Source organism: Brevibacillus humidisoli (assembly GCF_020923435.1).
Classification (GTDB): Bacteria; Bacillota; Bacilli; order Brevibacillales; family Brevibacillaceae; genus Brevibacillus_E; species Brevibacillus_E humidisoli.
The window spans coordinates 4,171,668-4,190,572 of the sequence record NZ_CP087263.1 but is presented as its reverse complement, the minus strand read 5'-3'; the positions used below and the strand labels follow the sequence as shown (position 1 = coordinate 4,190,572).

12 protein-coding genes and 1 pseudogene are annotated in these 18,905 nt (G+C 51.4%); 5 read left to right on the top strand and 8 right to left on the bottom strand.

Features of this window, described 5'->3' with window-relative positions:
• Nucleotides 1-10 precede the first annotated feature (10 nt).
• The 8 genes from pepV to LOK74_RS20305 all read right to left on the bottom strand — a co-directional run bounded on the left by pepV (nucleotide 11) and on the right by LOK74_RS20305 (nucleotide 11,383).
• Nucleotides 11-1,444, bottom strand: coding sequence for a dipeptidase PepV (pepV, locus tag LOK74_RS20330; RefSeq protein WP_230043811.1), 1,434 nt, complete (start codon nucleotides 1,442-1,444; stop codon nucleotides 11-13).
• Nucleotides 1,441-3,522: a sigma-54 interaction domain-containing protein gene (locus LOK74_RS20325; protein ID WP_230043810.1), complete on the bottom strand. Its 2,082-nt coding sequence runs from the start codon at nucleotides 3,520-3,522 to the stop codon at nucleotides 1,441-1,443. The genes pepV and LOK74_RS20325 overlap by 4 nt, the downstream gene beginning before the upstream one ends.
• 87 nt (nucleotides 3,523-3,609) lie before the next feature.
• Nucleotides 3,610-5,265 (bottom strand): peptide ABC transporter substrate-binding protein, encoded by a 1,656-nt coding sequence (locus LOK74_RS20320; RefSeq protein ID WP_230043809.1) that lies wholly within the window; start codon nucleotides 5,263-5,265, stop codon nucleotides 3,610-3,612.
• Nucleotides 5,266-5,332: 67 nt separating this feature from the next.
• Nucleotides 5,333-6,358 carry an asparaginase gene (locus tag LOK74_RS20315; protein WP_230043808.1) on the bottom strand — a complete coding sequence of 342 codons (1,026 nt, stop codon included), beginning with the start codon at nucleotides 6,356-6,358 and terminating at the stop codon, nucleotides 5,333-5,335.
• 386 nt (nucleotides 6,359-6,744) lie between these two features.
• Entirely contained in the window at nucleotides 6,745-7,110 is a 366-nt protein-coding gene (locus LOK74_RS24290) for a sensor histidine kinase (RefSeq protein ID WP_338148622.1), read from the bottom strand.
• Complete coding sequence (locus tag LOK74_RS24285; protein WP_338148621.1) at nucleotides 7,097-7,882, bottom strand: response regulator; 786 nt, start codon at nucleotides 7,880-7,882, stop codon at nucleotides 7,097-7,099. Before LOK74_RS24285 ends, LOK74_RS24290 begins: the two co-directional genes overlap by 14 nt.
• Nucleotides 7,845-9,905, bottom strand: a complete 2,061-nt coding sequence (locus LOK74_RS24280) for a HAMP domain-containing sensor histidine kinase (RefSeq protein WP_338148620.1) — start codon at nucleotides 9,903-9,905, stop codon at nucleotides 7,845-7,847. Before LOK74_RS24280 ends, LOK74_RS24285 begins: the two co-directional genes overlap by 38 nt.
• A 230-nt stretch (nucleotides 9,906-10,135) precedes the next feature.
• Entirely contained in the window at nucleotides 10,136-11,383 is a 1,248-nt protein-coding gene (locus LOK74_RS20305; protein ID WP_230043807.1) for an MDR family MFS transporter, read from the bottom strand.
• Nucleotides 11,384-11,543: 160 nt separating this feature from the next.
• Here LOK74_RS20305 and LOK74_RS20300 point away from each other — a divergent pair, with 160 nt between their 5' ends.
• From LOK74_RS20300 to LOK74_RS20280, 5 genes and pseudogenes are all read left to right on the top strand, one after another.
• Nucleotides 11,544-13,400 carry an SgrR family transcriptional regulator gene (locus LOK74_RS20300; protein ID WP_230043806.1) on the top strand — a complete coding sequence of 619 codons (1,857 nt, stop codon included), beginning with the start codon at nucleotides 11,544-11,546 and terminating at the stop codon, nucleotides 13,398-13,400.
• A 446-nt stretch (nucleotides 13,401-13,846) separates the two neighbouring features.
• A complete protein-coding gene (locus LOK74_RS20295; protein ID WP_230043805.1) occupies nucleotides 13,847-14,485 on the top strand; it encodes a class D sortase in 639 nt (212 codons plus the stop codon).
• Between the two features lie 6 nt (nucleotides 14,486-14,491).
• Nucleotides 14,492-15,610: an adaptor complexes medium subunit family protein gene (locus tag LOK74_RS20290; protein ID WP_230043804.1), complete on the top strand. Its 1,119-nt coding sequence runs from the start codon at nucleotides 14,492-14,494 to the stop codon at nucleotides 15,608-15,610.
• The gene (locus tag LOK74_RS20285) at nucleotides 15,603-18,470 is read left to right on the top strand and encodes an SdrD B-like domain-containing protein (protein ID WP_230043803.1); all 2,868 of its coding nucleotides are present in this window, start codon (nucleotides 15,603-15,605) and stop codon (nucleotides 18,468-18,470) included. The genes LOK74_RS20290 and LOK74_RS20285 overlap by 8 nt, the downstream gene beginning before the upstream one ends.
• Nucleotides 18,467-18,693 (top strand): annotated as a pseudogene (locus tag LOK74_RS20280) (VOC family protein); the annotation flags it as partial. The gene LOK74_RS20285 and the pseudogene LOK74_RS20280, both read left to right, overlap by 4 nt.
• Nucleotides 18,694-18,905: the final 212 nt, after the last annotated feature.

Sequence of the window (18,905 nt, the reverse complement as noted above, 5' to 3'; positions counted from 1 at the left end):
CCACAACGTGTTATTTGGCCAGCTCGTACATGGCCTCTGCATAGATAGCCATCGCCCGGAGCAAATCGTCAATCTCCGCGTACTCATCGATGAGATGGGCCATCGACTGTTTCCCGGGGAAGAGCGGACCGAATGCGACCCCCGCTTTCAACGATTTGGCATAAGTTGCGCCGCCCGATGAGAGCAGTGCTGCTTCTTCTCCCGTATGTTTGGTGTAGACGCGGGAGAGAGTTTGAATAACAGGATGATCTTTCGGGACGTAATGAGAGCGGGACGTCCGCAAGCTGGAGATGGTAACGCCAATCTGCGCGGCTCGCTCCTTTAGCTTTTGGACATACTCTTCCGGATTGATCGTAGCAGGATAGCGAATATTCAGTCTGACAGAACCGCCGTCGCTGCGGCTGTAGGTCAGGATTCCCGCATTCACCGTCAGGGGTCCGGTCGCTTCATCCGTACAGGCTAGTCCCAGCTTCATACCGTAGTGATCCCCGTGCAGTACATCGCCTAGTAACTGCAGAAACACACGGTCTGAACCGGCAAACGGATAGCGCCATAGGAAGCTGGCAGCAATCGTTCCCGCATTCAGCCCCTTTTGCGGCTCCATTCCATGGGCTGTTCTCCCCTTTACGTAAAACCGGAGCGTACCGTCATCGCCCGGGATTAGTTCTCCGCTCACCCCGTGCGCGGCAAGATGCACCTGCCAGTTCTGCTGCACATCCCGAACGGTACGTTCTTCGTCTGCTTCGCGCGGTAGAGAAACAATGACAACTGCTTTTTCCGGCACGCTGTTTCCCTGGTCACCGGAGAGAAACGAAATCAGCTTCCAGACGGCAGTATCATCTGCCGAAATGTCAGGCGCGATCGCCAGCGACGGGTTGATCTGCCCCTTTTCCGCATGGATGATTGGGAAGGATGCATCCGGCGAAAACCCGACCTCCGGCAGTCCTTCCACCTTGGCATAATGCTTCATACAGAGCCAGCCGCTCTCTTCGTCGGTACCGATGATCAGCCGAATTCGCTTGGAAATCGGCATTCCCGACTCCTTCAGCAGTTGCAAGGCAAAAAAAGCAGCCAGCGCAGGCCCTTTGTCATCGAGTGCACCGCGGGCGTAGATTTTTTCTCCCCGAATGTCTGGTTCAAAAGGAGGAGTCGTCCATCCCTCTCCTACTGTCACCACATCTACATGCACGAGAACACCGATTTCCTCTTCACCCTGGCCGTACTCCACGTATCCGGCATAGCCATCCAGGTTTTTTGTCGCAAAGCCGTGCGCCTCTCCCAGGTTGAGCAGGTATTCTAGCGCTTCTGCCACGCCTGCCCCAAACGGCTTGCCTGCTGACGCGCTCGTCATGTCCTCGATACTGTTGATCGACAAAAACGGGATCAGTTTTGCTAGAAAAGTTTCCCGCTGTGCTGCCGCTCTTTCCTTCCAGTTTTCGATCATCTCGATTCCCCCCTATCTGGCAGCTTGCTTGCAAAAGTAAGAAACGCTTTTCCCTTTGAAGAGATGCTGCTCCCTTGCCGGCCCTTCCCGACATAGATCAGTTCATCTTGTTGAAGCATTTTCAGACGGTAGCGAAGCTGCTGTGATGTCAAGTTGAAGCCTCGCTCGCGCAGCTGCTCCGATAGAGCGTACCTCCCGCCTCCACACATGGACAACTCCTCAAGAATGGCGGTCATTTCGGGTAAAAACCCTCTGCTTTCATACGCTCGATAGATACCTTCGCACTGGTGCTGCAAACCTTCTGCTTGCCATACCGGGACCTCGGAGGCGGTCAGCAAAAAGGGCAGATGGTCCGTATAAACCTCATCGTCCACTACATGAGCCAGATACTCTACGACATTTTCCAGCTCGCGGACATTTCCCGGCCAGTCATACTCCTGCATTGCCCTCAACGCTTCAGGCGACAGTGTAAACGGAGGGCGTCTCAAATCGACACAATAGTGACGAGTAAACACTTCTACCAACCATGGAATATCTTCTGCCCGTTTTCGCAAGGGCGGCAGATGAATCGGCAAAATGTTAAGTCGGTAATACAGATCTGCCCGAAACCTCCCCTCTTTCACCATTTGCTGCAAATCCTGATTGGTGGCGGCGATTACCCTGATGTCGATCGGGATCACCTTGTTGCCGCCTACACGCATGATCTGCCGCTCTTGCAGCACCCGCAGCAACCGGTTCTGGATCGCTCCGCTGGCATCGCCGATCTCGTCAAGAAAAATCGTCCCTTTGTGCGCCAGTTCAAACCAGCCGATATGTCCGCCCTTTCGCGCTCCAGTAAATGCCCCCTCCTCATAACCAAACAGCTCGCTTTCGAGCAGAGATTCAGAGATAGCGGCAAAGTTGACGCCGACAAACGGCTCCCGCTTCCTCTGAGAAGCGTTGTGAATCGCCTGTGCCAGCAATTCTTTTCCTGTTCCGGTTTCGCCGAGCAGCAGCACGGTGGAATTGCTGCGGGCGATTTTTTTGGCGATCTGGATGACCTGTTGAAAGGACTGGCTCTTTCCGTAAATCTCGTCGAAGCTGTACTTGGCGATCAAGCCCTTGCTGTACAGGCGCATCCGGTAGTCGTGCTCCATCTTTTCGATTTCAGCCGCCTTTCGGAACAAAAGCAGGCTCCCCAAATATCGCCCTTCCATGACGATGTGCATTTTTCGGAAAAAGTAGGTCCGGCCAGCCCAATCGACGAGCACCTCTTCATTCTCATCGCAGTTGCGAACCGTCTCCATAAAGTCTTCCGGCAGGCAGAGAGCCGCTTTCTCCCCTTGTACGCCAGGTCCGGGCAGATGAAGCGTATCGATCGCTTTCTGATTGATAAAGCGAATCACTTCTTGCTCATCCAAGGCAATCACTGCGTCTTCGATCCGGTTGACGATGCCCTCCAGATACATTTGCAGCAAGCGGGCATGGAGAATTTCATTGTTTAGTTCCTTGGTAATGTAAATGAGTGACTGCATGGTGCGAGATGTTACCTTTTGAAAATTGCCGTTCTCAAAATGGGCGTAAATCTCCAACCATGTAGACAGGTCGATCACCCGAAAGCCGATATCCACGACCTTGCGAATCGTCGAAGGGACATGCTCTGCCTCGCCCGGTGTCACGGCGATTTCAATGTCCAGCGGATAATCGGATCCGGGGTAGTAGGGATACAGATCAAAATCTACTCCCGATGCGATCAGGAGCCTGATCGTCTCTTCCACCGTCTCGGCCGTATCACTGACCAGCAGCACCTTGACGCCTTTTGGAATCTCCAGCATTTCCCGCAGGTTGTGATAAGGCAGCATCCGCTTGGCGACGATCACCTCGGAACCTTGCGGCAAATACGGCTCCACCTGGTCGTAGATGCTCCTCGTGGACAGCACGACCAGCGAGCCTTCGCCAATCGGCCGATAAGGAAGTTGGTCGACCCGCCGGCCTTCAATATGAAAGTCTTGTGTAATGCCCAACTCATGACACTGGCTTACCACCGATTGCAAAAATTCGTCCATCTTCGCAACAAAGGTTACCGTTTTTTTATCCATCATACCCGCTCCAAGATGTATAGTGAGGACAAGGGCAGGTATAGAAGGCCCTTGTCCTCGCATTGTAGTATGAATGTTCAAAAAACACTAATTTCCTAAAATTTCGACCCACTTGTAGTCGAGCGTTCCAACGGGGTGACGGATAATGCCTTTCACTTTTGGCTGATCCATGAACACCTTGGTATTGAAGTAAAGTGGAACAAGCGGCATATCGTCCATGAACATCTTCTCGGCGTCGTGCATCAGTTGGAATCGTTCTGTTTCGTCCGACGTATTGCGGATTTTTTCCACCAGCGCATCGTACTCTTTGTTGCTGTAGTTGATCCGGTTGCCGGGGTGATCCGTTACGAACAGTTCCAGGAAGTTGAGCGGATCGCCGTAATCTGCCGGGATCGTGGAACGGGAGATTTGCAGCTGACGAGCGCGCTGTTCTGCCAGGAACACTTTCCATTCCTTGTTTTCCAGCTTCACGTCAACACCCAGGTTTTTCTTGTACATCTCTTGCAGCACTTGCGCGATCTGTTTGTGAGCATCGCTGGTGTTGTAAGTGAGCGTGATGGGCGGAAGTGTGGTGTAGCCTTCTTCCTCCATCCCTTTTTTCAGCAGCGCTTTAGCTTGTTCTATATCGTTGTCCTTGATATAATCGCCGCCGACTTCACGGAAATCGCGGCCGTCTGGCTCAGGAAAGCCGACCGGGATGTACGCGAGTGCAGGAAGCTGCTTTCCTTGGGCGACGTTGTCGATCAGCGCTTGACGGTCGATCGCCAGCGCAAATGCTTTGCGGATGTTGGCGTTTTGGAACGGTTCCATCTTGACGTTCATCCGGTAAAAGTAAACGGCTGCTTCCGGTTCTACCTTCGCTTCTCCGGAATCGATCAGTTGCTTCTTCATGTCGTTGGGTACGGTTTGGATCATGTCCAGCTGGCCTGTTTTATACATCTGGTATTGCGTGTTCTCATCATTTACCATCACCCAATCGATGCCGGCATACTTCACGGAATCCTTATCCCAGTAACCGTCGTTCTTTTCCGCTTTCACAGATTGATCGTGCACCCATTCGGTAATTTTGAATGGACCGTTGCTCACGAGGGTAGATGCCTCCGCCGCAAAGTTGGGATTGCTTTCCACCACTTTTTTGTTCACCGGAAAGAAGGTTGGCTGGGTCAAGATGTGCAGGAAGAACCCTGCTGGAGACCTCAGCTTGATTTCCAGCGTCTTCTCGTCGATGGCCTTTACCTTGACATCGTCGGCTGTGCCTTCGCCTTTGTTGTAGGCTTCCGCTCCTTCGATGTAATAGGCGAGGAAAGCGGACGGGAAGGCGTTCTTCGGATCGACGATGCGTTTGAAGGCAAACTCAAAGTCATGCGCCGTTACCGGATCCCCATTGGACCAGTTGCTGTCGCGAAGCGTAAAGGTGTAGGTTTTGCCGTCTTCGCTCACTTCCCACTTTTCTGCCATTGCTGGCTGCGGCTTGTGATCCTTGTCCAACCGGGCAAGGCCTTCCATTGTAGCGTTCAGCACTTCATTGGAGGTACTGTCAAAGCCTTTTGGCGGATCGAGAGAAGGCGGTTCCGTTTTCAGGTTTAAGCGAAGCATGGCCGATAGATCAGCTTCTCCTCCAGGTTCCCCCGTCTGCTGTTTTCCCGGTTCTGTCGGCGCGGCAGACGGGCTGCAGCCTGCCATGACAAGCGAGATCAGCAAAGCTGCTATGCCTAGTATTTTCCATCCTTTGTCCAGATTCATCACTGGATTTCCCCCTTTTTTGGATTACATGGTATATGCGTAAACGGGCGTCGAGAACAACGACCTTTTACACGCCGAGTGATCTATTTTCTCTGTTCAGCGCAAATACTGTTTCAATGCGTCCTACCACGTTGCTGCTCATGTTCTTGACGGTAGGATTGGTGTATTGTGCAAGCTGCTCAAGCGGGCCATCTGAGCCGATGCCCAGTTGGCGAAGTACTTCATTGACCACAGCGTAGATGGCGCGTGGTCCACCGTCTTCGATCTTCACGGCGATGCCGATCCCTGTCTGACGGTCACCCAGGCAGTATACAGACTCTGCACCTGCTTTGCCAAAAATCCGCCCGGAGAAGGCGATCATCAAGTCGGTGCAGTAGCGCTGGTTGCCGCCGACCATTTCCGGATGGGCTATCATCGCATCCGTTATGCGGACGACTGCTTGGCGGCGCGTCGGATTTGCGATCACGTCCGGCTTGGCCATTTTGGCGTAGGCCCAGGCGTAATGAGCTAGTGGCAGGCGATGCACAGGAACGCCGCATCCGTCCGTCCCGAGGACGATCTTCTCCTGTGGGTAGGATGTCAGATCGGCGACCGCATCCAATATACGCTGCTGCACAGGATGCTCAGGCAGATGGTACGTGGTTACCTCTTCTCCCATGTGGACGGCTGTCGCAATCATGCCGGCATGCTTGCCGGAGCAGTTGCTGTAGATGGGGGTTAATGGCTTGCCCGCGCGAATCAGTTCCTTATAGCTCTCCTCGTCACGAGGCACATGGGTTCCACATCGCAGGATCTCTTCCGGCTGACCGGCGCGAATCAGCATCTCCATCGCTCGGGAGCGATGACGCGGCTCGCCGCTATGCGAAGCACAACAGAGAGACAGGTCCGCTGGCTCCAGTCCAAACTTGTCCGCTGCCCCCGTCTCGACGATTGGGATCGCTTGGATCGGCTTCATGCTGGAACGGGCGAACGTTTGGCGATGAGGATCACCGTAGGAATAAAGCAAGGTTCCGTTTGCATCGACGACAGCTACATGACCGAGGTGCGTGCTTTCTACCGCATCCCCTCGGTATACGTTGGCTACCAGGTTCATGACGAATCTCCTTTGGTCGTGAAGTATGGAATTCTATGCAGATTTTTAGCAAGAAGCGTGCCAATCATTCCAATGAAGCAAAAAACGTTGAATGTTCGCTCTTTTCATGATTCGTGCTCTTTCATCCAGTGTGACCACTTTTATAATGAGTCACCCTATTTTGAGGAATAGGTGCGCCGGTTGTGTGAAATGGGTAAAGCTTCCGTCTCATGGACATAAAAAAAGGCCTAAGGCTGCCAACTGACAAACCGCCGTCAGCTTTTCGCTTCCTTTTGGCCGATTAGAGTGATAAATGCAGATTCATAATCCGTTTGGTCGAAGTTCTCTATGACTTTCTGATCGCGATATTGACAATTCCGGTCATCTCAAAGCGAAGCCTACCATCCCTAATCACGCTCACGCCAGTCGCGGTCCGGAATAACAAACGAAACAACCGTCCCTTCGCCTGCCTTGCTCTGTATGGATAATCCCTTCCCGTACATTTGCGTCAACCGCCGATTTGTATTGCACAACCCGATCCCACCTTGATGCTTCCTCGTCGTATCCAAAACATACCGGATCTTCTCTTGCTCCATCCCCGTGCCGTCGTCCTTTACCTCGATATACGTCGCATCAGCCTGGCGGAGAATTCGGATCTGCACCGTCCCCCCTTTGGCTTGGCTTAGCACGCCATGTCGGACCGCATTTTCCACGAGCGGCTGGATCGTAAGTGGCGGAAGCAGCAGATCGAGATCTGGATCAACCTCCCACACGATGGACAACCTGTCCTCGAAGCGCTCTTGCTCGATATAGAGATAGGCACGGACCAGATCCAGTTCGTGGGAAAGCGGGACTAGCTCTCCGGCGGTTATCAAAGCTGATCCGCAGATAGGATGTAAAGGCATCGCCCAGTTTGCGCATTCTATCCGTATCCCATTCGCTCAGCGCCATGATCGAGTTCAGGGTGTTAAACAGAAAATGGGGGTGGATTTGCGCCTGCAGATAAGCAGCCTCCAAGCGCAGCCGTTCATTGACCGATTGCTTCAACGTTGTGAGCGACCAGATGCGATATTTCAGTTCCATGGCGTCGACCGGCTTGGTGACGTAATCGTTAGCCCCGGACATAAAACCGGTGTAGATATCTGCAGGCTCACTCCGCGCGGTCAGCAGCAAAACCGGAAGTTCTGCAGCGGAGAAGCGCTCCCTCACCTTTTGCGTCAACTCGTAGCCAGACATATGTGGCATCATCACATCGGCAATGAGCATATCCCATTGTTCTATAGCCAGCCATTCCAGCGCTTCCCGAGCTGATGTCACCGTTCTCACGTTGTACGCCTCCGACGAAAGCATACCGATTAGCACCTTCAGGTTGACAGGATCGTCATCGACGATGAGCAGGTTCGCCTTTTCGTCACCAGCAGGCGGCACGGTAAGCGGCAGCGAAGACCACGCATGAGCCGAGGCATCATCTGACAAGACCCGTGATGCCGCGATTTCCTCCAATCCGTTAGTGTGATGATCGGAGACGTCCCGAATTGATGGCAACCCTTGCGTTTCGGCCAACGGAAGCGAAAAGTTGAATACGGAGCCTTGCCCTGCTTTGGAGCCAACGCTCAATTCGCTGCCGTGGAGTTCTACCAACTGCTTGCAAAATGCTTAAGCCGAGCCCGAATCCTCGTCCATCGCTTAGTTGGTTAGCTCCCTGCTCGTAAGGCATGAAAATACGTGTCTGTGTCTCCTCGTCTATGCCCACTCCGGTGTCGGACACTCGTATGATGGCGTGTCCGTTCCGTGCTTCGGCAGAAACGGCAACCGTCCCTTCCTCGGTGTATTTGAGCGCGTTATGCAGCAGGTTGAACAAAATCTGCACCAGCCGCTTTTCATCCGCCATAATGGGCGGCATCGATTCCGCAATCTCCATCTTGAGCTGAACGGGTTTGCCGTCTGCCATAAACTTGAGCATGCTAAAGACGCCGGAAACGACCGATTGGAGGGCCAACGGCTCCTGCTGCAGCACGATGCGCTTCTCCTTGAGCCGCAAGATGTCCAGCAGATCGTCCAGCAGATGCGACATCCGCCGGCTGATCGTGATCAGCAGCTCCATGTCCTCCAGACTCTTGGCGTCCATCGTATGCTGCTCTTTGTCCGCGATGTTCCGCGCGATATTTAAGATGCCGTGCAGCGGCGTTCTTAACTCATGCGATGTGTTGGCGAGAAACTGGTCCTTCAGCTTGTCAGCCTGTCTAAGCTGCTCGTTCAGCTTGGCGTTCTCCTCGGAGTTGCGGAAGTACTTTTTAAACCAGTAAGCGGAAAAGCCGACGATGGCCGCCATTACATCGATCGGATAGAAGACGCTGGTCACTTCCTGGTAAAAATTGCACATCCCGCAGACTACACCGGATACGACGCTGGTGGCCGCAAGCAGCAGAAAGATGACGTCGTGATCATTTTGGATCACCATTTTCCCGATCAGACAGACAAACCAGGCCAATGGAAACAGGTACAGCACTACGAATACCTTTGCTTCGATCGAATAGTAAATGAGCGGCGGAGACACGGCCAGCACAAACAACGAATACAGGGCAAGCAGAGCGGTATATGTCCGGAACAACTTGAGTTGAGACGCATATCCGGAAAACGCTCTGGCCATCAGCAGGGTCAGAAAAGACAGCCACAGGTAGGAGAGCAGGCTGATTTTCAGGGCCCAGGCATAGTTGATCGGCAGCCATATCATGAGTATGTCATCGTTATTGGAGACAACTGAGATGGCCGCGGTCAAGAGCAGCAGGAAGAAGACAAGGAACGCCTTTTGCCGCGGATTGAACAAGTACAAGATGCAGGCGTAAAACGCATGCAGCATCAGCACCATGAAGGTAACGAGCTGAAAACCGATGGAATACCAGCGTTCCGTATCGATCGCTGCCTGCGAGCCGAAATGGATCGGTCTGATAATCCCGCCATGGAACGGGTTGTCGAAGTTAGCCACGCGCACAAGCAGCTCGATCTCTTTCGCCCCATCTGATGTGTGCGATACGGTATAGGAGACATTCTTTGGCTTGTACTCCTCTGCACGTTCTGCAGGAGGGCCAAATGCAACTTGCCTCTCCCCGTTGACTTCAACATTGGAAGAGGCCTGAATATCCTGAATCCAGAAGGTATAGGGTTGATCCAGAGAAAAATCATCGACCAAGATCCGCAATCGGTACGTCCCGTAACCAAACGAAGATTCCGAGTCTTCCGGAAAAGCACTTCGCCAATCTCCCGGAACTTGCACATAACGCGGGTTGTCTACGGTTTCTTGTGATGTCTCTTCATGCGAGATGAATGCACTGGGGAAAAACTGCCATTCGCCATTCAGCTTGATAGGAGGTGCTTCCGCGAAGTGCCAGCCGCGCATGTCGAGTACTCCTTGAACCGCACGGGGCTGCTCCGCCGCATAAAACACTTCGGACCAGAGCCACCGCAGACTAAGGAGAACAGAAACAAACAGGATGATGATGACAACATACTTTAGGGCAGGTTTATTTCGTGCTCGCATCATATTGGCAATCGATTGGACACTACTCATACTTTCCTATTAATATTCCTTCCTGTGGGAGCATTTATCTTGGGCTGCATGTGGAGATAATAGGGGAGAAGAATGGATCTAATAGCAACGTACACAGACACCACCGATAACCTTATCACAAGTAATAGCAATTTTCCATTGAGTGGCGACGAAAAATCACGTCGTGAGAGGCTCAGGTAAATCAATCTTCTCACCGTCCGAATAGCCAAGCGAGTGTTACCTGCGCTTTTTTACTTCACTTCTACAGCTACACTTCCGGCCTGCTCAATGCCCTGCTGCTGCTCCCATAATTGCTGTCCTCTGCGAAAGAACGGAAAGGCCAAGAACGTAAGCAGCATGAGAATGCCAAATAGCAGGGGGCCTTGACTGAATCCTAATAGTTGGAGCAAGATGCCGCCAATCCAGGTGCAAACACTCTGCCCGATAAAAGCAAAGCCACTGGCGCCATAATATGTCCCTCTCAAATGTTCAGGAGCAATTTCTCCTATCAGCACATCGCCAATGACAAAACACAAGATTTCACCAGTCGTAAATACCACCATAGACAACGCGAGCATCAGCATATCTTCAAAAAGACCAAATCCGAACAGACCCAGTCCAAACAACAAGCAGCCAACCTTTAACGCCGTTATAGATGAGAAGCGTTTCATCAGTTTTGCCAGGGGATACTGAAGGACCAATACAGACAGCGTATTGATCACGAATAGAAAGGAATACGCTTCGATCCGGTCATGACCAATGAACTGCGACAGCGTCGTATCCAAGTGAGAATAGGCTCCCGCCACAAACACGTTTCCCAGCAGGAAATAAAGAAACACGCGGTCAGTGAAAACAATCCGAACCATTTGCCTCAACGGGACAGTAGTGGATGCCTTTTCCATCTTTTGATTGAACGTGATCATGAAAACCACCAACACGACGGCGTAGACAGCGAATATGCCCGCGCTTACCAAAAACGGCAAAAACGCTGAAGCGCTGCCTGCCCCCAGTTTCAAACCCAATAATGGTCCGATCGCTCCACCCATATTGATCGCAAAATACCTCGCATGAAAGGCATCTGCACGACGTTGGGCTGGAGTGACATCGGCCAACAGTGCTCTCGCCGTCGGTTCGAATACGCTGCGAAAGAGGCCGTTTAACGTACTTAATAAGAAGAACTGCCACAATGCGTCTGCGTAGGCGTATCCGACCAAGACAAGGCTCCACGCAGCCATTGCAGAGATCATCACGGGGTAGCGGCCCAGTCGATCCGATAACGCCCCTCCCAAAACGCTGCTTGCCGTCCCTGCCAATAAGCTTGCTGCCAATATAGCCCCAACTGTGGCTGGATCGATCCCCTTGACCTTACCCAAATAAATGCCCAAAAACGGAATCGTCATAAAAAAACCGGTACGGGAAAGAAAGGTCCCGATGATTACACCCCAGGCAACCGGATGAAAGTCGGCCATGTCACGCAGTTTCTTCAAGTGGATCTTCATGTTTGTTCATCATCCCTTTTTGATTCGTCACGTCTAGGTGATCGATTTGTTTGTTTGGTTTTTGAGTAACGTTATCTTGAGTATATCTGTCCAAAAGGGGATAAAAAGGGTATGATTTGTTTGAATCTGTTCACCTTTTACACCAGAAATGAGGGTCACGATGTCGATCATTCTTTATTTTTTAGAGCTTCGCCTGTTTTTTGGAACCCAAGAGATTGGCACACCCTTTCCCGTCACGGTCGAAAAACTAACCGGCGTCTGGCATTGCACACCTCGCTATGCCAAACAGATCATTCGCAAACTTTGTGAACTCGGCTGGATCAAGTGGCAACCAGGGCGGGGCCGTGGTCATACCTCCGTATTGACGCTGCTCACGGATTCGGATGAGATTCTGCTTCAGGAAGCGAAGCATAGGATGGAACAGGGCGATGTGAAAGAAGCGATCGAGCTGATGAACCGGTTCGGAGGAAACGCGGTCAAAAACCGATATGTAAACTGGCTGTCAGCAGGAATGGGCTTCTCCACAAAAACCGTTTCTGACAAACTTCAGGATACGCTTCGTTTTCCCGTGTATCGAACGATCGTCACGTTAGACCCTGGTTTGATCTATTACTGTCTTGATTCACATATCGCGGGCCAGGTGTTCAATACACTTTTGACATATGACCATGACAGTCGAACGATCATGCCTTGTATCGCGCATTCTTGGGAGAGCGGTGATGATGGCCGAGAGTGGATGTTTCATCTGAAAAAAGGAGTGATGTTCCATCACGGTCGGGAACTGACTGCTGCTGATGTCGTTTTTTCTCTGGATCGGATCCGATTACAGCCTGATCGTTACGAATCTAGCTGGATGTTTCAAGATATTGAGCTGGTGGAAGAGATGGATTATAAGACGGTACGCATCCGTTTAAAAGAACCGAATCACTTGTTCCTGCGGTTTCTCTCTACCATTCCTTCCAGTATTGTTCCGAGAGATATTGTGCAAAAAGATGAGGTGGGCTTTGGGAAAAAACCGGTAGGAACGGGTCCATTCCGAATCGTCCGTTTCAACGAGGGAATCTGCAGTTTAGAGGCATTTCCGACACACATTCAAGGCAGGCCGCAACTGGACCGGGTTGAGGTGCTGATGCTCCCTGGTATGGAACCCGGCCGATTGAAGGAGCCAGAGTGGACATCTATTATGTCTTCATATGGGGACACTCCCAAAGCACAATGGAAAGGGTCGAGCAGAAGCGATGCTGAGTGGCACAACATGGAGACGCTGTTCTCCTGCTGCACGCTGCTTGTCTTTAACCAGCGGAAAGTAGGTCCGCAAAATCACACCAGTTTCCGTGAAGCGCTGCACCATATCATTGACCGGGAGCAGATGATAGCAGATCTAGGCGGGGACCGGTTCTCACCGGCACAAGGTTTCCGTGCGGACATGATGGGTTCTGCTCAGACAACGGGAGCGAACACCCGTCTAGGTCGACGGGAAATCACAGCACTATTGCACGCAAGCGGCTATCAAGGTGAAACGTTCCGTTTGACAACAACGAAATACCACGAAACAGATGCTGCCTGGATCAGAGAACGCTGCAAGTCGTTTGGGATCGATATGGAAGTAGATATTCGAGAGCCATCTCATCTGGCGATTCACCATTCTTCACCAGATTATGACTGCCAGCTATATGGAAACGTCTTTGTTGATGACGAGATATGCGAGTTGGAAATGTATCTTCAAAAAAATTACTTCTTGTCTGCGTTTGACCAGCAAACAGCAGAGGCCGTAACAAAGGCGACTGAATCAATCTTTCGTGAATCCGACGAGTTGGAACGGCACCGTAAGCTTACTCGCTTGGAGCATTTGATCAGGCAAACGTATTCCATTCTATATCTTGTACATCGAAAAAAAAGCACCTCCTTCCATCGATCAGTTCGTGGGGTTACGATAAACTCATCTGGTTGGCTCAACTTCCATAAAATCTGGTTTCATCCGCGTATGGTAAGGGAAGAGTGCGATATATCACACTGAACTGTCTATCGTTTCTTGCAACAAGAAAAAAGAGCCGTATCCGCGCGGCTCTTTTTAAGGGTCTCACCAACCACTAACCACCATACAATCGAAAGGTTTTATTTTCTTTTCTCCTGTAAGTGAATGGAGAGAAAGATGATTGATTCTGCCTGCGTTCGATCACGCGATTGTGACGGAGGCACCTGACGAAGCTGAAGCCCTTGAGAAGAACCCCACCTCCCCCCTCCTTAATACAATATCCCTTAATACAATATCCCTTTCGAAAGAACGAACAAGTCCCTACCCGATCGTGAAAAATGGTTGAGAAATTGTTTAGAACGTTTTTTTATACTCATAACTCCGAGAGTATCGACCAAAATATGGAAACATCCGTGCGCTCTCGGAATGCAAGGGGGTGCCCAGGCAGCCAGAATCGTGGCAAGGAAAGGAGGAGGAGCGCTATTCGATTGCCGTTTTTCAAGGGGAGAGCCGTCACAGCCCTTATTTGGTTGTTTTTGTTTTCGGGCATTTCTTTGATCTGCTATCCCTTTGCGGACAGGTGGTGGCAGGAAAAAGAGCAAACTCGGCTGTTGAACGAATGGAAACAGCACAAAGAAAAACCTTTCACTACGCTGCAAACTTCGTCAAATGAGCTGACTGCTGTTTCTTCCGGCTCCATAGAAAGTACAAAAACCGAAGATGATCAAGTGCTTGGCGTGATCAGCATCGACAAGATTGGACTGGAGGAGGTTATCCTGCCAGGTACCGATGAAGAACAGCTTCGACTGGGGATCGGGAAGGTGGAGCCAGACCGTACACCCGGAGAAGTGGGTAATCTGGTTCTTGCTGGTCACCGGAGTTGGACGCACGGCAAGCAGTTCAGCAGATTGAATGAACTGTCTCGTGGAGATCTCATCCGGATCCAAACCGACACGGGTGGTTATGTCTATTCCGTTACGGATTCATTTTTGGTGACACCGTATGAGATAGGGGTTCTCGACAATACCGAGAATACAGCGGAAATCACCTTGATTACGTGTGATCCGCCGCGTAATCCCACCCATCGATTGATTGTGAAAGGGAATTTAGTGGATGGAGGGGAGTAGCAACAGATGAAGTGCAGGAAAAACATGCACGTGATCGTGTTTATCTTCATGCTTCTCGTGCAAATGATCCTGCCGCATGCAGTTATACACGCAGAGAACCAGACAACAGTGCAGGCAGAATTAGCAAGTCCGAGTGCGGACGAACCGGATACGTCGACGACGGATCAAACGGATGCGCCGACGACCGAGGTTCCGGAAACGCCGCCGACGGGCGATCCAGAAACGCCGACAACGGAGGATCCAGAAACCCCGACGACGGGCGATCCAGAACCCCCGCCAACGGAGGATCCAGAAACCCCGACGACGGGCGATCCAGAAACCCCGCCAACGGGCGATCTAGAAACCCCGCTAGCAACCGAACCATCTGATGAACTTATCGTACTTGACCTTGCTGTAAACAAGACAAACGTAAAAGCGGGGGAAACGTTTGAATACACGATCCGATACAGCGTTTCCAGCACGATGCAGTACGAGTTTGAAACCCCGAAAATCGTATTTGAGATTCCGCAGGGTGTCGAGTACGTATCGCACATCGACAGCGATATTTCGCATGGAACCTTTGACGATGCAACAAATACCATTACCTTCGGGTTTGAAAACGACAAGCTGCCCGCGGGTTCCACTGGTATCCTAACCGTAAAAGCAAGGTTCCCTAACTACGAGACACCGAATGGTACCACAGCAACCGCGCATTGTACATTTGAAGCAACGATCGAAGGAGAGCCCAAAGAGCAGCCTTCAAACGATGTTTCGGTTACCGCGGAGGCAAATGCGGACTGGCAGCTCACCAAAGAAAAAATCCGCCCTCTTCCCGATCCGATGAAAGGTTCGGAAGTGGAGTACGAGATTGTTTTCTCGGAAAACAGCTCATCTACTGGTGCTCTCGACATCACCGATGTGACGATCGTCGATACGCTGCCGCCGGGGGCAATCTATGACGATTCGGACCCTACTGCTTCCTCGCCAAAAGGAGTCTATGATCCGGACGCACATACCCTTACCTGGGACTTGGGCGATAGCCCCAGAGACGAGAAGACGCTGAAGGTAAAAGTACAATACCCGGCAGATTTCCCCGATGACACGGCAGTAAACCAGGTGACGGCTACGTTTACCCCCTTTGGGTGAGGACGTACAAACGCTGACGGCACAGGTGGATCATGGATTCCAGACCGGTTCGGAGGACTTGGGTGCTTCCATCAACAAGGGGCATTTCTGGTACAACGAAGAGGTATCTCCGGGGCAGACGGTTACATTTACGATTAACGGTTTTGAAAACAAGTCTAACCAAACCATACCGACTGCCACGATTGTCGACATGACACCAACCAAGGCTGTATCCACTGATCCTGCTATAGGGGAGATCAATGATATCCAGTTGGATCTGGAAGCATTGAAAACAGCCACGTTCTCCGGTATCCAAACGTATGACATTTACTATACCAAGAGCACGGACGCAACCAGCTGGCAGGTCTGGAAAACTGGTGTTTCCGCTTCCTCCAGCGAGACGTTAACCGTCAGCGGTGAACTAGCAGGGAAGATCAAAGGCGTTAAGTTTGAGTTTGCCGATCTCCCGATTAACTTCATCCAGAGAAGCGCGTTCGAAATGACCTATCGTGTGCCGGCAGATTTGCCCGTAGGTCCGGATGAAGCGAAAGAAATCACCAACACGGCGACTCTCGAGTATGAGTTCGCAGGGCAGACCAAGAATGCCGCAGACTCTTCCACGATTGAGGTTGTACAAGATCGACCGTTGGTGGATCTGGAAAAAACGGCAAGCCGTTCTTCGCTTAACCCAACAGAGGAAGTCACCTATACCCTCAAGTTGGATAACAGCTCTCACGGAAGTGCGGACTTGACCAACCCGCTGTTGACGGACATTTTGCCAGCTGAGCTGGAGCTCGCTGAAGATAGCTGGTCAATGACCGACGCGCCGGCTGACTTTCTACAGCCCACGTTTAACAGCGAGGACCTTGACGACGGCAGCAAGAAACTGACCTGGCACTGGGAGAACAGCACACTGCCTCCAGGCGAATCGCTTGTGATCGCGCTGCGTGCCAAAGTGAAGCCAGGAACCTCGTCAGGTGAAGTGGTAAACAAGGTGCAGGTTACATCGGATGATCCTTACCTGAACGATGTTGACTTCACCTACTCCAAATGCCCTGACTGCAAACCACCTGACGGCAAGTATGTGATCGAACGCACCTCAAAAGTAACCGTCTCGGCAAATGCCTCGATTCAATCGGTGATGTGGATCAAAGGGGAATTGGACAGTGACTGGTCCCGTTATCCGGATACTGGGGAAACCGCTCCCGGCGGTATTGCCAACTACAAGCTGATCATTACCAATGTGGGCAATGAGTCAGTCAAAAATCTGGTGATCATCGATTCTCTGCCGCGGATTGGCGATAGAGGTGTTGTCTCCACCAACGGCAGCCGCCAGAGTGAATGGGGGCCGATCCTGGTCGGGCCGGTGAGCGTGCCGGATTATGTGACGGTTTACTATTCGACGACATCGAATGTTACGATGAACCCTCTCACAGGTGCCGATAACGGTGAATGGCAGGAAACACTCCCGAACGACATCACCACTGTGAACGCCCTGAAGTTCGTGTTCGATCCTGATTATATCCTGGAACCGAACGATGAGCTGGAAATGCAGTGGCCGATGCGTGCTCCGGTAGGTGCCCCAACAGGGGGAGAGGTGGCCTGGAACTCTTTTGGCTACATGCTGGAGACCGTTTCCGGGCAGAAGCTGCTGCCTGCAGAACCGCCGAAGGTGGGTATTGAAATCTATGAAAGCCCGAAAGCGGAAATCGGCAACTATGTATGGTCCGATCAAAATGAAAACGGCATACAGGATAATGGCGAACCAGGCATCAACGGCATTTCCGTACAGCTGCTAAACGCCCAAGGGGATCTGTTGGCGGAAACCTTTACAGGCGATGACTTCGACGGCAACCCGGGCTATTACCTGTTCCCCAATCTCGAACCGGGCACATATGTGATCCGTTTCGGGTCATCCCTGCACCATGAGGGGTGGACAAAAGGGAATCAGGGCGGCGATGCGGAGAAAGATTCCGATGCAGATCCTGCCACAGGCCAATCCAGTTCGGTCACTCTGGCGGACGGAGAGAAGAACCATACCATCGATGCCGGTTACATTCCGAATAAAGGAAAACTGGGCGACTACGTATGGATCGATGCCAACGACGATGGCTTGCAGGACGCCAATGAGGAAGGTGTAAATGATGTGGTGGTCGAGCTGTACGACGGCACAGGCAATCTGCTCACTCAAACCAAGACGGCGACGCACAACGGAAAATCAGGGTACTACCTGTTTGACCAACTGTCAGCGGGCACCTATCTGATCCGCTTCATTCTGCCGGACGGGTACACCTATACAACGGCAGAAGTAGGGGAAGACGATAGCGCAGACTCCAACGCAAACGAAGAAGGCTGGACAAAACCAATCGTCCTCGCTGCCGATGAAGCCAATATGACCATCGACGCCGGTGTCTATACGGCGGATGCAGAAGGCGGAAAAGCAAAACTGGGTGATACCGTCTGGATCGACAAAGATGAAGACGGCAAACAAGATGAGGACGAAAAAGGCAAGAATGGTGTTGAAGTGAAGCTTTATGATGCGAACGGGGATCTGGTGGCAACGACGGAAACCGCTACGGTTGACGGGCAAAGAGGCTACTATGAGTTTGATGAACTCTCGGCAGGCACCTACCGGATTCGTTTCATTTTACCCGATGACTATGAATTTACCGATCGGGAAGAAGGTAACGACCGCAGTGACGACTCGGATGCCGATAGCAAAGGTTGGACAAAATCGATTGTTCTCGGTGTGAACGAGGAAAACATGAGCATTGACGCGGGACTGGTCTCGGACGATGATTCGGGAGGGTCGAACAGACCTGACGATGACGATGACGACGACCGTGACAACGATGACGACCGCGACAATGACGATGAATGATATCGAAGATTGCAACGGTTAGTATTTATGTAGACGATCAGGAGAAAGCAAAAGAATTTTGGTTGAATAAAGTTGGTTTTGTAGTAAAAGCAGAATTCCCCATGGGGCCCATCGCCAGTTAACGGAAAAAGGAGTGGAATTCACGATGCATCCAACCGAAATGGAGTTTGGGTTCTTCGCACAATTTGTAGATGAGGATGGAAACTCGTTTGGACTCAAACAATCCAAAAAAGGTGAGACGTCTCTCACCTTTTTTCATGATGATAAAATCACTGAGAAGCGATTTCTTCTATCTTTACGTTGCTTTTGCTGGCTCCAACTATTTCTGTAAAGGAAATAACAGACTCGAGATAAGGTTTGCTTGTATTAGCCTTGCCGATAATGCTTCCACCAAAAATTGAAAACGCACTTCATAATCAATCGAGAACCGAGCTG